This window comes from Limnohabitans sp. Hippo4 (assembly GCF_003063605.1).
Lineage (GTDB): Bacteria > Pseudomonadota > Gammaproteobacteria > Burkholderiales > Burkholderiaceae_C > Limnohabitans_A.
In genome coordinates this window covers 373,149-386,756 of the sequence record NZ_NESE01000002.1, presented here as the reverse complement: position 1 = coordinate 386,756, position 13,608 = coordinate 373,149, and the positions used below count along the sequence as shown (strand labels likewise).

Annotated in this window: 12 protein-coding genes, 1 tRNA gene and 1 riboswitch; of the genes, 5 read left to right on the top strand and 8 right to left on the bottom strand. The window is 54.3% G+C overall.

Going from position 1 to position 13,608, the window contains the following annotated elements:
• Nucleotides 1-29: 29 nt before the first annotated feature.
• From B9Z46_RS07350 to cysS, 7 genes are all read right to left on the bottom strand, one after another.
• Nucleotides 30-1,292 carry a D-alanyl-D-alanine carboxypeptidase family protein gene (locus B9Z46_RS07350; protein ID WP_108255308.1) on the bottom strand — a complete coding sequence of 421 codons (1,263 nt, stop codon included), beginning with the start codon at nucleotides 1,290-1,292 and terminating at the stop codon, nucleotides 30-32.
• 123 nt (nucleotides 1,293-1,415) lie between these two features.
• Nucleotides 1,416-1,508, bottom strand: a tRNA-Ser gene (locus B9Z46_RS07345).
• Nucleotides 1,509-1,525: 17 nt separating this feature from the next.
• The gene (locus B9Z46_RS07340) at nucleotides 1,526-2,788 is read right to left on the bottom strand and encodes an aspartate kinase (protein ID WP_108255306.1); all 1,263 of its coding nucleotides are present in this window, start codon (nucleotides 2,786-2,788) and stop codon (nucleotides 1,526-1,528) included.
• 83 nt (nucleotides 2,789-2,871) lie between these two features.
• Nucleotides 2,872-3,867, bottom strand: a complete 996-nt coding sequence (tilS, locus tag B9Z46_RS07335; RefSeq protein WP_108255303.1) for a tRNA lysidine(34) synthetase TilS — start codon at nucleotides 3,865-3,867, stop codon at nucleotides 2,872-2,874.
• Complete coding sequence (locus B9Z46_RS07330) at nucleotides 3,833-4,807, bottom strand: acetyl-CoA carboxylase carboxyltransferase subunit alpha (protein ID WP_108255301.1); 975 nt, start codon at nucleotides 4,805-4,807, stop codon at nucleotides 3,833-3,835. Before B9Z46_RS07330 ends, tilS begins: the two co-directional genes overlap by 35 nt.
• A 21-nt stretch (nucleotides 4,808-4,828) precedes the next feature.
• On the bottom strand, nucleotides 4,829-5,482 hold the full coding sequence (locus tag B9Z46_RS07325; RefSeq protein WP_055361130.1) for a DNA-3-methyladenine glycosylase: 654 nt from the start codon (nucleotides 5,480-5,482) through the stop codon (nucleotides 4,829-4,831).
• Nucleotides 5,464-6,840: a cysteine--tRNA ligase gene (gene cysS, locus B9Z46_RS07320; RefSeq protein WP_108255297.1), complete on the bottom strand. Its 1,377-nt coding sequence runs from the start codon at nucleotides 6,838-6,840 to the stop codon at nucleotides 5,464-5,466. The genes B9Z46_RS07325 and cysS overlap by 19 nt, the downstream gene beginning before the upstream one ends.
• 241 nt (nucleotides 6,841-7,081) lie before the next feature.
• Here cysS and B9Z46_RS07315 point away from each other — a divergent pair, with 241 nt between their 5' ends.
• The 4 genes from B9Z46_RS07315 to B9Z46_RS07300 are packed head-to-tail and all read left to right on the top strand — an operon-like array spanning nucleotide 7,082 to nucleotide 9,585.
• Nucleotides 7,082-7,558 carry a tetratricopeptide repeat protein gene (locus B9Z46_RS07315; protein ID WP_158268408.1) on the top strand — a complete coding sequence of 159 codons (477 nt, stop codon included), beginning with the start codon at nucleotides 7,082-7,084 and terminating at the stop codon, nucleotides 7,556-7,558.
• Nucleotides 7,559-7,616: 58 nt separating this feature from the next.
• Nucleotides 7,617-8,255, top strand: a complete 639-nt coding sequence (locus B9Z46_RS07310) for a peptidylprolyl isomerase (RefSeq protein ID WP_233245964.1) — start codon at nucleotides 7,617-7,619, stop codon at nucleotides 8,253-8,255.
• Nucleotides 8,256-8,259: 4 nt separating this feature from the next.
• On the top strand, nucleotides 8,260-8,766 hold the full coding sequence (locus B9Z46_RS07305) for a peptidylprolyl isomerase (RefSeq protein WP_055361134.1): 507 nt from the start codon (nucleotides 8,260-8,262) through the stop codon (nucleotides 8,764-8,766).
• An 18-nt stretch (nucleotides 8,767-8,784) separates the two neighbouring features.
• A complete protein-coding gene (locus B9Z46_RS07300; RefSeq protein WP_108255291.1) occupies nucleotides 8,785-9,585 on the top strand; it encodes a UDP-2,3-diacylglucosamine diphosphatase in 801 nt (266 codons plus the stop codon).
• Between the two features lie 55 nt (nucleotides 9,586-9,640).
• Here B9Z46_RS07300 and B9Z46_RS07295 read toward each other — a convergent pair whose 3' ends face one another.
• Nucleotides 9,641-12,454, bottom strand: a complete 2,814-nt coding sequence (locus B9Z46_RS07295) for a DUF349 domain-containing protein (RefSeq protein WP_233245936.1) — start codon at nucleotides 12,452-12,454, stop codon at nucleotides 9,641-9,643.
• 216 nt (nucleotides 12,455-12,670) lie between these two features.
• On the opposite strand from B9Z46_RS07295, the gene B9Z46_RS07290 reads away from it, so the two are divergent.
• Nucleotides 12,671-13,363, top strand: a complete 693-nt coding sequence (locus B9Z46_RS07290) for a lytic transglycosylase domain-containing protein (protein ID WP_146179234.1) — start codon at nucleotides 12,671-12,673, stop codon at nucleotides 13,361-13,363.
• 43 nt (nucleotides 13,364-13,406) lie between these two features.
• A riboswitch (ZMP/ZTP riboswitch) is annotated at nucleotides 13,407-13,570 on the top strand.
• The last annotated feature ends 38 nt before the right edge of the window (nucleotides 13,571-13,608 follow it).

Sequence of the window (13,608 nt, the reverse complement as noted above, 5' to 3'; positions counted from 1 at the left end):
CATAGCACAGCGACGACCGAACGACATACTCACTTCCCAAACAACTTGGTCACATGCTGCCACCCACGCAACAACAACCCAGACCTCTCCACATCGACTTGCGCCACCAGCGGCGCTTCACTCACTGTCTTTCCATTTGAAGTAGCAATCACCTTGCCCACCACAGCACCTTTTGTCAAAGGTGCCTCAAGCCCTGCCTTCACTTCAACAGCAGTCTGAATTTGCTGACCACGCGGCACCGTCACCAACCACGGTGCGCCAAGAACTGCGGGCACAGTATCGGCTTTGCCAAAACTGACCTTGACTGAACTCACCACCGCATTGGGCTGAATTGGCGTGAGTTTCTCAAAACTACCAAAGCCCCAACCCAACAAAGTTCGGGTCTCATCAGCACGCGACTTTGCACTACCCGCATTCAACACCACAGTGATCAAACGCATGCCATTGCGTACCGAAGAAGTCACCAAGCAATAGCCAGCCTCTTGTGTGTGGCCCGTCTTCAAACCATCCACAGTGGGATCGGTGTAAAGCAGTGCGTTGCGATTGCCCTGCTTGATGCCGTTGTACTTGAACTCACGCTCTGCATAGATGGCGTAATAGTCTGCACTGTTGCGAATGATGGCGCGCGCCAAAATGGCCAAATCACGCGCAGATGATTTGTGCGCAGGATCAGGCAAACCTGTAGGGTTCACAAAGTTTGTTTTGGTCATGCCCAGCTTCTGAGCTTCGGCATTCATCAATTTGGCGAAGCCTTCTTCAGAGCCTGCCATGTGTTCTGCAATTGCCTTGGATGCGTCATTGCCCGATTGAACAATGATGCCGCGCAAGATATCGATCACCGTTGCTTGGCTGTTCAACGGCAAATACATGCACGACTCGGTGTTGGTGCCGCGGCACCAAGCGTTCTGACTGACCGAGACCAAATCGGTTGGCTTTAATTTGCCGGAGCGCAAAGCTTGCTCGACGATGTAACTGGTCATCATCTTGGTGAGCGATGCGGGTGGCAGGGGCTCGTCTACATTGGCCGAAGCCAGCAACTCGCCAGAATCAAAATCCATCAAGAGCCAAGCTTTGGCGGCAATAGCGGGCGCATTGGGCGCCAATGAATCCTGAGCTGCCAAAGGGGGTACGGCGCTAGCAGACGCCTCTGATTTTTTGGAAGCTTCGGCTTTTTTGGTGGCCGCATGTTTTGCAGCATGCTGTTTGGCTGCGAAAGAGATGGGCGTGACGAACAAAGATGCCAATGTGATGGCACAAGCGATGGAAATTTTGGAAGATGTGTAGGTTTTCATGGCACTTTTAAAAACAGTGCGCCAATTGTCGCCGAAGTGGTTTCAAAAACACTGCGACACCCCCAACAAAAAAGCCCCTTGCGGGGCTTGTTGCAAAACCTCTTTGGAGGCTTTAAGTTGTGCTGGCGGAAACGGAGGGATTCGAACCCTCGATGAGGCTCTACACCCCATACTCCCTTAGCAGGGGAGCACCTTCGGCCACTCGGTCACGTTTCCAGCACTCGAAAATTATATCAGGCTTGGTCGAGGTCAAAAGCCTTGTGCAAGGCGCGAACGGCCAATTCCATGTATTTCTCATCGATCACCACAGAAGTTTTAATTTCTGATGTGGAAATCATCTGAATGTTGATGCCCTCTTCGCTCAAAGAACGGAACATCTTGCTGGCAATGCCCACGTGGCTGCGCATGCCAATGCCAACGATGGACACTTTGCAAATTTTGGCATCGCCGCTAACTTCGGTGGCGCCCAATGCAGGCACCACTTTTTCTTTCAGCAAGTCCATGGTGCGCGCAAAGTCATTGCGGTGCACGGTGAAGCTGAAATCGGTCTTGCCGTCTTTGCTCAGGTTTTGAATGATCATGTCAACTTCAATGTTGGCATCGGCCACTGCACCCAAAATTTGATATGCAATGCCTGGCTTGTCAGGCACGCCCAACACAGAAATTTTGGCTTCATCGCGGTTAAAGGCAATGCCGGAGACTACGGCTTGTTCCATTTTTTCGTCTTCCTCAAAAGTGATCAGCGTGCCAGATTTGGCTTCTTCATTGATGTCGATGTCCCAAGGTGTGAAGCTAGACAACACACGCATAGGCACTTTGTATTTACCGGCAAATTCAACTGAGCGAATTTGCAAAACCTTGGAGCCAAGCGACGCCATTTCCAGCATCTCTTCAAAGCTAACGGTGGTGAGGCGACGGGCCTCAGGCACTACACGGGGATCGGTGGTGTACACACCATCCACGTCGGTGTAGATCAAGCACTCGTCGGCTTTCATGGCTGCAGCCACTGCCACCGCAGAAGTGTCAGAACCGCCGCGACCCAGGGTGGTGATGTTGCCATCAGGGTCCACGCCTTGGAAGCCGGTCACGATGACCACGCGGCCAGCGGCCAAATCTTTGCGAACGCGAACGTCGTCAATGGATTCGATACGGGCTTTGGTAAATGCGCTGTTGGTTTTGATGGGCACTTGCCAGCCCGCATAGCTGACCGATTCCATGCCTTCCGATTGCAAAGCAATGGCCAACAAAGCAGATGAAGCTTGCTCGCCTGTGGCCGCCAACATGTCAAGTTCGCGGTCGTAAGACGTGTTTGTTTTGGCAGGTGCCAATTCTTTGGCCAAGCCCAGCAAGCGATTGGTTTCGCCGCTCATGGCGCTGGGCACCACCACCATTTGGTGGCCAGCCCGTGCCCATTTGGCGACGCGTTTGGCCACATTTCGAATGCGCTCTGTCGAGCCCATGGAAGTGCCGCCGTATTTATGAACGATCAGTGCCATTTTTAAAAGTTATAAAAGGGAAATTTCAGCAAAACCCGACGATTGTACCCGGGAGAACCCTGATTTTGAGGGTTTCAAAGAGTCTACCCCTCAGCCAACCACACCAAAACACCCTGATCACGCCGTACAAAGCCCCGCCCCACCTTCAAATGCAATTGGTGCCCGCGCGTGGTGCAAGCCGAAATTTGAGACAGCAACTCGGCCAACTGCACAGTACTGGGCGTGGTTTGATGCGCCGCTTTCAGCCAATGCCGCAGCACCAAGGACTGCCTGGCCGAACTGAGGGACTGCAAAGCCTTGATTTCGGGAAAGCCGCCCACCAACACCCTTTGCAAGTCAGCCTCAGCCACCTCATCCAAAATTTCTTGCGCCTCGGCAGCATGGGCAGCACTTCGCGCGAAGGTGTCACGAAATTGAGGGAAAGCACGGTCCAGTGCCGGCAGGAGTTGCGCACGAATGCGGTTGCGGGTGAACTGTTCGTCTTGGTTGGTGGGGTCTTCGACCCATGCCACTTGCGCATCAACAAGGTACTCACGCAACTTCGCACCTGGCACCTTCAACAAAGGGCGATGCCACTGCAAACCGCCACGCGCCCACTGCGCAGGCATGCTGGCCAAACCGGGCAAGCCTGCGCCACGCGACAGCGCCAGCAACAAGGTCTCCACCTGGTCATCGGCATGCTGCGCCAGCGCCACGTCGTTCACACCTTGCAAATCTGGATGCGAATGCACTGCCTCGCTAAGCGCGGCATAACGCGCTTTGCGCGCCGCATCCTCCGGGCTCTGCCCTGGCACATGTTGGGCGTTGACCTCGCATTGAACCAAGGGCACTTGCCATTGGTCGCACAATTGTTGGCAATGCTTTGCAAATTGGTCAGCAGCCTCTTGCAGGCCATGGTGAATGTGAACAGCCCTCACCTGCCCTGGCCATTTTTGGACACAAGCCAAAAGCAAGGCGGTTGAATCGGCGCCGCCGCTGAACGCAACGGCGATTGGCAAGGAAGGCTGAAAACTGAGCGGCAACAAACCTGCGCCGCCTGCAGAATTATTTGCTGACTTTGGTGTCGGTGAAACGGCCATAGCTTTGCAAACGCTCGTAGCGGCGCTCGACCAATTCTTTGGGTTTCAAATCGGTCACTTGGCGCCATGCATCGCCTAAGGCGCGCTTGAGGAAAGCGGCCATTTGGGCGTGATCGCGGTGGGCGCCGCCCACGGGTTCGTTCACAATTTTGTCGACCAAATTGAGCGCCTTCAAACGATGGGCGGTGATGCCCAAAGCTTCTGCAGCTTCTTCAGCTTTTTCAGATGTTTTCCACAAAATGGAAGCACAGCCTTCGGGGCTGATCACGGAGTAAACCGCGTACTGCAACATGAGCACCGTATCGGCCACGGAAATGGCCAAAGCACCGCCAGAGCCGCCTTCACCAATGATGGTGGTGATGATGGGCACTTCGAGTTGGGCCATTTCAAAAATGTTGCGGCCAATGGCTTCGGACTGGCTGCGCTCTTCAGCATCAATGCCCGGATAAGCACCTGGTGTGTCCACAAAAGTAAACACTGGCAATTTGAATTTCTCGGCCGTCTTCATGAGGCGCAAAGCTTTGCGGTAACCCTCAGGCTTGCTCATGCCAAAGTTGCGCAGGGTGCGTTCTTTGGTGTCGCGGCCTTTTTGATGGCCGATGACCATGCAAGGCGAACCATTGAAGCGGGCCAAGCCGCCCACAATCGACAAGTCGTCGGCAAAGTGGCGGTCGCCATGCATTTCCACGAAGTCGGTGAAAATTTCACGGATGTAATCCATGGTGTAAGGACGCTCCGGATGACGGGCAATTTTGGTAATTTGCCAAGGCGTCAGGTCCGAATAGATGTCTTTGGTCAGCTGGTGGCTCTTTTTGCTGAGCTGGTCAATTTCTTCCGAAATATCGACGGCTGATTCGCTTTGCACGTAGCGCAGTTCTTCAATTTTTTCTTCAAGTTCAGCCACGGGCTGCTCAAAGTCTAGGAATGTGCGTTTGGCCAAAATGGGCCTCCTTTATCGATCTCAATACTCAACCGGTAAGGGGTCAAGCGACCGCCAAATATACCAAGTTGCAACGGTACTGTAGGGTTGCCAGGCTTGGGCCACTTCGCGCGCATCGCTGCGGCTGACCGGTTCGCCTGAAAAATAGTTCTTGCTGATGCCGTTGATCAAGCCCACATCGTCGAGCGGCAAAACGTTGGGCCGCATGAGGTGGAAGATCAAAAACATCTCGGCCGTCCAGCGGCCAATGCCGCGAATGGCCACCAATTCGGCAATGATGGCTTCATCGTCCATGCTTTGCCATTCTTTGACGTGCACGGTTTTGCCGTGAAAGTGCAAGGCCAAGTCGACCAAATACTCTACTTTTCGAGCCGACAAACCTGCCGCGCGCATGTCGTCCACTTTAAGCTTCAGCACACCCGCTGGTGTGATTTTTTTACTCAAAGCGGCGAATTTATTCCAAACCGATTGCGCAGCCTTGACAGATATTTGCTGTCCCACAATGCTGCGTGCCAGCGTGACAAACGCATCGCCGCGCGAGACCAAACACGCATCGCCAAACTGAGGAATCAGACGCTTCATCACCCTGTCTTTTTTAGACAGATGTGCGCAAGCAGCAGCCCAATAGGCTGGCGTCATCACCTCGTCGGCTTTGGTCATTGAGACGCTTCCCATGTGGTTCCTGTGGCAGAGTCTTTGAGCACAATGCCCTGCTCTAACAACAGTTTGCGAATGCGATCGGCTTCGGCAAAATTCTTGGCCGCCTTGGCATCGGCCCTGGCTTGAATGTGTGCCTGAATGGCGGCCTCGTCCAGCCCTGCGCCAGATTGCAAATAGGCCACAGGATCAGATTGCAGCAAGCCCAAGATACCGCCCAAGGCTTTCAACAAACCAGCCTGTTCGGCAGACTTGCTGCGATTGACTTCACCCGCCAAATCGAACAACACAGCCACCGCTTCTGGCGTGCCAAAGTCTTCGTCCATGGCGGCTTTAAAGCGTGCGGCATAAGGATTGGCCCAATCAATTTGAACCTCGGCAGGAATGGCCGCTTGCAAAGCGGTGTACAGGCGCTTCAATCCACCGCGGGCATCGTGCAAATGCACGTCGGAATAATTCAAGGGTGTGCGGTAGTGACTGCGAACCAAGAAGAAACGCACTGTCTCAGCATCGAAGGCCTTGAGCACATCGCGAATGGTGAAAAAGTTGCCCAAGCTCTTGGACATCTTCTCGTTGTCCACATTGATGAAGCCGTTGTGCATCCAAAACTTCGCAAATGGCTCGCCTGTGGCGCCTTCGCTTTGGGCAATTTCGTTTTCGTGGTGCGGAAACTGCAAGTCAGCGCCGCCGCCATGGATGTCAAAGCTGTTGCCTAACATTTGGCAAGCCATGGCCGAGCACTCGATGTGCCAACCGGGTCGGCCCGGGCCAAACGCGCTGTCCCACTTCACGTCAGAAGGCTCTGTGGTTTTGGCACCCTTCCACAAGACAAAATCCAAGGGGTCGTCTTTGCCATCCAACACTGCAACACGTTCGCCAGCATGCAATTCGTCCAATGACTTGCCAGACAACTTGCCGTAGCCTGGAAACTTGCGAACGGCATAGTTCACGTCACCTTGAGGTGTGCGGTAGGCCAAGCCTTTTTCTTCCAAAGTCCCAATCATGCTGAGCATTTGGGGCACAAACTCTGTGGCACGGGGTTCGGCAGTGGGACGCGCAATGCCCAAAGCATCAAAGTCGGCGTGCATGGCCTCGATCATGCGGTCTGTGAGGGCGCGAATGGTTTCGCCGTTTTCAACCGCACGCTTGATGATCTTGTCGTCAATGTCGGTGATGTTGCGGATGTGCGTGACTTTGTAGCCACTGGCTTTGAGCCAGCGCTGAACCACATCAAAGGCCACATTGGAGCGCGCATGACCGACGTGGCACATGTCGTAAACGGTGATACCGCAAACGTACATGCGAACGTGGCCAGGCTCAAGAGGCGAAAAATCGGCGACGGCGCGGGAGAGCGTGTTGTAAATGCGCAAGCTCATGAATCACTGTTTTTGTTGTTCGGGTGCAAAAAGGGGCCGCAGCCCCATAGACATTGCAAGGGCGGCCTGAACGCAAGGCCTCCGTTACAATTTGCCCCAGTATAAGGCCCAAATAAGTCACTGACAAAGCTGGATGACCCGCAGTCGGTGGCGCCTTTTTACCCCCCAAAAGCTGCCCCATATGCCGATTCAAAGGGTTCTTGCCCGCGTTTTACCCCTCGTGCTCTGCTTTTTTTGCAGTTTGTCGTGGGCTGACGCCACAGCCGAGTTGGAAGAACTGATCCAAAACAAACAGTGGGCCCAAGCCCAGCAGCGCCTGCAGTCCGCTGCGCAGCAAAACCCCAAAACAGCCGCATCTCCCCAATGGCGCATTCTGAACAGCCAAGTCCTGGCTGGGCAAGGCAAGCGCCAAGAAGCGATCGATGTGCTTCAAGCCCTGATTCAAGAGTTCCCCGAGCTGCCCGAGCCTTACAACAACTTAGGCGTTTTGCTGGCAGCCCAAGGCCAATTGGAAGAAGCCGTCGCGGCCTTGCAGACGGCTGTTCAAGCCCGTCCCAATTACAAAGTAGCGCTTCAGAACCTAGGCGACTTGTACACCGCCCTGGCCCAGCAAGCCTACGGTCAAGCCAAAAATGCCAGCAATGGCAATGGGCTGCTCCCTTTGCCCAAGCCCGCGGCACAAACCACCACCTCAACCAACACACGCACTTTGCGGTAACACCATGAACTTCAGTCATTTGCGTCGTCAAAGTTTGCAACTGGCCAGCACCCTGGCCATGATCTTGGGGCTGGTCACACCGCTCCTCGGCCATGCCCAAGAAGCCCCTAAGCTCAAAATTGCCACCAACTTGGGCGACATCATGGTGGAGGTTTACCCCGACAAAGCGCCCAAAACTGTGGCCAACTTTTTGCAGTACGTGAAAGACAAGCACTACGACGGCACTATTTTTCACCGCGTCATTCCCAATTTCATGATCCAAGGGGGTGGCTATGACGCGCAATACAAAGAGCGCAACACCCGAGCGCCCGTGCAACACGAAGGCCGTCAAGCATTCGTGGCCGGTTTGAAAAATCAAACCGGTTACTTGGCCATGGCACGTACCAACGACCCTCACTCGGCCACAGCCCAGTTTTTCATCAACACGGTCGACAATGCATTCTTAGACCCAACGCCCATTCCGGACGGCGACCCTGTGAAGCGTTTTGAATACCGCGGCCAGGTCTATGAAAACGTGCCTCGTGAAAACTTACTCAATGCCCTACAACTTTTCGGTTATACGGTTTTTGGCAAAGTCACCTCCGGTATGGATGTTGTGAATAAAATCAGAACAACCCCGACGGGCATGGGCGGACCTTTCAGAACAGACGTTCCTAAATCCCCTGTCACTATTCTTTCAATCACTTTGGTGCAATAACAACATGAGCAATCCTCAAGTCGAACTCCACATCGCCGGCAAAGGCGTCATCCTCATTGAACTCGATGCCGAAAAAGCGCCCTTGAGCACTGAGAACTTTTTGCACTACGTGAACAAAGGTCATTACGACAACACCATTTTTCACCGCGTCATTCCAGGCTTCATGATTCAAGGCGGTGGCTTTGAACCCAACATGGAACAAAAGCATTCTGATGCAGCCATTCAAAATGAAGCCAACAATGGTTTGAAAAACAAGAAGTACACCTTGGCCATGGCGCGCACACAAGCGCCTCATTCAGCCACTGCCCAGTTTTTCATCAACACGGCAGACAATGAATTTTTGAACCACACAGCACCTTCCTTGCAAGGCTGGGGTTACGCCGTGTTTGGCCACGTGGTGTCGGGCACCGAGATTGTGGATGCCATCGAAGGCGTCAAAACAGGTCGCAATGGTTTCCACGACGACGTGCCCAAAGAGGCTGTGATCATTGAAAAGGCTGTGGCGCTTTAATTCAGCCCTGCACTTTCCATGACAGCAACCGTGTTGCCGTTTCAGGTGATTGAAGCACCTGAACACTGGCGCACGGTTGACTTTATTTCTGACCTGCATTTGCAGGAAAAAGACCCCGCCACATTCAAGCTTTGGCAGCACTACTTGCAAACCACCACAGCCGATGCGGTGTGGATTCTTGGGGATTTGTTTGAAGTGTGGGTGGGCGACGATGCCGCACAACATCACCCCTTTTTGCAGCAATGCGCCGCTGAGTTAAGCCATTGCGCCGCAAAGCGCCACGTGGCCTTCATGCGTGGCAACCGCGATTTTCTGGTGGGTTCTGAATTTCTAAAGTCTTGCGGTGTTCACGACTTAACAGACCCCAGTGTGTTGAATTTTGCAGGTCAACGCTGGCTGTTGTCCCACGGTGATGAAGGCTGCTTGGGCGATGTGGATTACCAAGCCTTCCGAAGCACCGTGCGGCAACCGGCTTGGCAACAAAGTTTCTTGGCCAAACCCCTTGCAGAGCGTGAAGACATCGCCCGTCAATTGCGCATGCAAAGCCAGCAGCACAAAAACGACCCTGCCACAGTCTATGCAGACGTCGACAACGCATGGGCAGAAACGGCATTGAAGCAATCTCACTGCACTTGCCTGCTGCATGGTCACACGCATCGGCCAGGCGACCATCTGCTAGAAGGCTCAGCACAATTGCAGCGTCGCGTTTTAAGTGATTGGGACGCTCAAAGCACAAAACCTCGCGCGGAGGTTTTGCGTTGGCATGCCAGTGGACTGGTTGAGCGCGTGAACCTGTTGGATCAGCGAACAAGTCGATAACTTGGATCCACAACTCGATGGGTTCTATCACGAACCCTAAGGCTTAGACCCAGCTTCAACGTCGCAGCAAATTTTTCAATGCGTTTTGCAAACGACGCGCCACTTTGGGATCGTGGGCAGACGACAAAACAGCCGTCACGTCCAGCGCCCATGTGTCTTGAGGACCCGGTTGGTTTTTACGGGTTAACAATTGCAATTGCAAAGCCCGACGCTCGTTCAAATTCTCAGCTGGCGTTGGCACTTCAGCCGCCATTTCCAAACGCAAGATGGCTTCACCTGCATCTGCTTTGGGCGATTGGCCGACCGCTTGCGACCATGCCGCACGCGCAGCTGCGTTGACATTGCGACCCAACTCTTGGGGTGTGGGCACCTGATCAGCTTGCCGCTTTTCCCATGCCGCCAGCAAGTTCGTCAAAGATTCGCCATGGGCTTGTGCCGCCAGTTTGCGCAGTGCCATTTCGGCATGCTCTTTGGCATCGCGTTGCGCTCTGAATACTGCATCGCTCAAACGTGGGCCACGGTCTTGGCGCTCAAAACGGTCGCCTTTGTCGGCGCGGTCAAAGCGGCCACCTGCTTTGTCACCAAAGCCAGGTTTGTCACCACGCGGACCGCCTTTGCCGTCGCGGCGATCGCCAGGACGACCTGCCGGTGCGGGCACTGCTTTCTTTTGACCGGGTCGGTCGTCACCTCGCATGGCAACCAAGGGACGTACGGGTTTGGGCGCTTCTGGCGCTTTGCTGACAACAGCCTCGACATCAGGTGCTCGCTGATCCGAAGATTCAGCTTCAGCTGAAGTTTCAGCAGGCGCATCACTTGCAGCCGATGTTGCCTCGGCAGCAACAGCTTGCGCTTGGCCTTTGATGGCCTCATCCAAAGCAGCCATGGCCACTTTGATTTTTTGGACATCGCCAGAGGCATTGGCCGCCTTCAATGCATTGGACGCATCCAGCACCAGACGATCGTGGGCGGACAGAGGCGCTGAAGAAGTGTGTTCGCGTGAACTGGTTTTGCGGCTGAAGGCTTCATCCAATGGCTTGCGGAAAGCTTCCCACATTTTTTGCTCAATGCGGCGGTCCATCGGCACGCTTTGCGCTTCGGTTTGCCAATTGTGTTGCAAAGCTTTGACAGCATCCACACGCAGCACAGGCGCAGCACCCAATTGCTCAGCCTCTGCAATGAGGGCTTGACGGCGGGCCGTGCTGGCTTTTTGTGCAGCCTCCAAGGGCGCGGCAGCCGCATGCAATGCTTGCTTCCACAAAGGTTGTAATTCTGCGAAGGCCTTTTCACTCAAGTGGCCCGCATTGCGCCAGCGATCGCCGAACTGATGCAAAGCACGCAGGTGTGCGCGCCAGTCGTTGTTTTGCGCATTGGCTTCGCCCCAAGCTTTGACCTCTTCAATCAGGGACAAACGCTGAGCACGGTGCTCACTGGCTTCGTGCTTGATTTTGTCTAACCAAGTTTGAACCACTTTGTAGGCGTTGTTGCACGCCGCATCAAAACGTTTCCAAAGCGAATGGTTGGGCAGGCCACCTTGGTCGGCTTGCTTCCACTCCTCGCGCAATTGACGCAAGGCTTCTTGCATCTTGCGACCACCCAAGACGGGCTCGAGGTGGAAAACTTCTTGGGGCGCTTTTTCTTCGGCTTGACCTGCAGCCTCAACGTCGGCCGCTTCTTGTGCCTCGGCAGTTTCTGCTGAGGTCTCTTCTGTTTTAACAGGGACTTTTTTGAACAGGGCTTCCGCTTTCAAGACCAAGGCCAAGCGCTTTTGATCGGCCACATGTCGCTGCCAGCCGTCTGCATCGCCGGCCGCAAGCAGCGCCTCATGCACTTTGGCATCCATGTTGGTGTCCATGTTTCGCCCATGGTCCTTGAGCGTTTGACGCAAGGCCAAGAGATTGGCCTCATTGGACTCTGCAGCCAACAATGTCAATGCACCTGTGACGGCTTGATTGGCCGCTTCACGCAAGGCTTGGCGCTGCGCGGGGTCCATTTTGGTGATGCTGACTTTGGGCGTTTTGGCGGGTTTAGCGTCGGCACCCGATGGGCTGGTATGGGCTTCTTGCGAGCCAGCCGTTGCACCTTCTGCAGGTGCGACAGCCACAGGCTGACCACCGCGCGCAACGCGAATTTCTTCAGCCCAGACCGGCACCGATGGCAAAGCTTGTGCTTCATCATCACGTGCTGCTTTGGCTTGTGACAAGGCACCCTCAAAGGCTTCCCATACGCTGCTCAGTTGATGACGGGATGCGTCTAACTGGGGCGGGAATTTCAAATCAACACTTTGCCATGCGGCATCTTCAGTGAGCGCATGGGCTTGCTGCAACCACTGTGACACGTCCGCTTGCAAAACCTCGTTGGCCGCATCGGCTTCTTTCAAACTTTTGGTGGACAGCACTTCAATGCGCTGGGCCAGCAACACGGCTGTTTCACGTTGCACCATCACTTGGTGTTGCAAATCTTCAACCGCTTTGACTTTTTCTGCCAATTGCGTTTTCAAGCTGGCCAAGGGTTCGCGTGACAAGGGTGCGCCAGCTTTAGCGGCATCACGTTGCCAGGCCATGGCATCGGCAATGTTCAAACGACTGGCATGAAGCATGGCTGTAGCGCGCTCGGCCCATTCAGTGGCCAACACATCTTGTCCTTGGGAGCGCTTGAGCTCGTCCATTTTTTCTTTCAAGACTTTGGCGGCGCCTTTGTCTCGCGTTGAAATTTCTTTGTAAACGTGCTGCAGATCTTCTTGCGAAGGCTCAGTCAACAACCAATCACGCAATTTGGCGGCACGCTCGCCAGAGGTTTGCGCGGCAAAAGCACCGCCAGTCAAGTTATCAAGCGCTTGAACATCGGGGGTCTTGGGGGATGAAGGAGTCACAGTCAGAACACAAAAAGATAAAGAAGCTATTTTCACCGAGGTTGGCTAGGTGCAATATGCCAAAAGCATCTATTTTCGATTTTTTTTATAATTCTCTGTTCCGCCACTCCAACACGTACTTTGACTTCCCTCACCTTTCAGGAATCTGCCAGCCTTTGGACAGGCCGCTTTTGGCGCGGACTGAAAACATTTGTGGCCGATATTGCACGGGGGTTTGTGAACATTTCCCATCACAGCTTTGCGCTGCTGGGACTGATGGCTGTTTTGATCAGCATGCTGGCCTTGGCGCGACCTGAAATCAGAATTCAAACAGTTCAAAGCATCCAGGGCTGGCTCTACACCCGACTGCACATCTCAGATGCTGAAGATGAGCGACAACAGGTTTTGCTGCGCAGCCTAGCGGCCCCGTCCACCGAACTGGATCCCGATCAATTGGCCTTGGTTCAAGCCATCCGAAGCAAATACCGCATTGCACCCGAACCGCTGAACGCCTTGATCCTGGAAGTTTTCGACTTGGCCAACCGCGGCAATCTCGACCCCACCCTCATATTGGCGGTGATTGGCGTTGAGTCCAATTACAACCCTTTTGCCAACAGCCCCACCGGCGCCAAAGGTTTGATGCAAGTGTCGCCCGACACGCACTCTGATCAGTTCGAGCCCTATGGCGGACCGATGGCCATTTTTGACCCCAAAACCAATTTGCGCATTGGCGTCAAAATTTTGAAGGAATGCATCAACCTGTCGGGCAGTTTGGTTGAAGGCCTGCGCCTTTACAAGGCTGGGGAAGAGTCAATTTCACTTGAAACAGACTACATAGCGCGGGTCCTGGCCGAGCAAAACCGCCTCAAAGACGCCCTCCCAAAGTCCCCAGTCCCCGTCAAATCGAGCGGGCGAAAAGCGGCCAAATAAGCCCCTCCCCAGGCCCTCCCCAGGCCCTCTCCTAGGCTACACTCTAGGGGTACGCAACTGGCGATAGGAGCCTGGTGTTGGTATTCAATGCCCCCAGCCTCTGACGTGGACACGAAAGGGCTTTGCCCCTCTAAAAACCACTGGGGAGCGTGCACCTTGCGCAGGTGTTGTGGCACAAGGTTTCAGCCGTTCGCCTGGGCAGCCCATGCCATGTTGGAACTTTTCTTCCAGCGCAGCAAGGAACC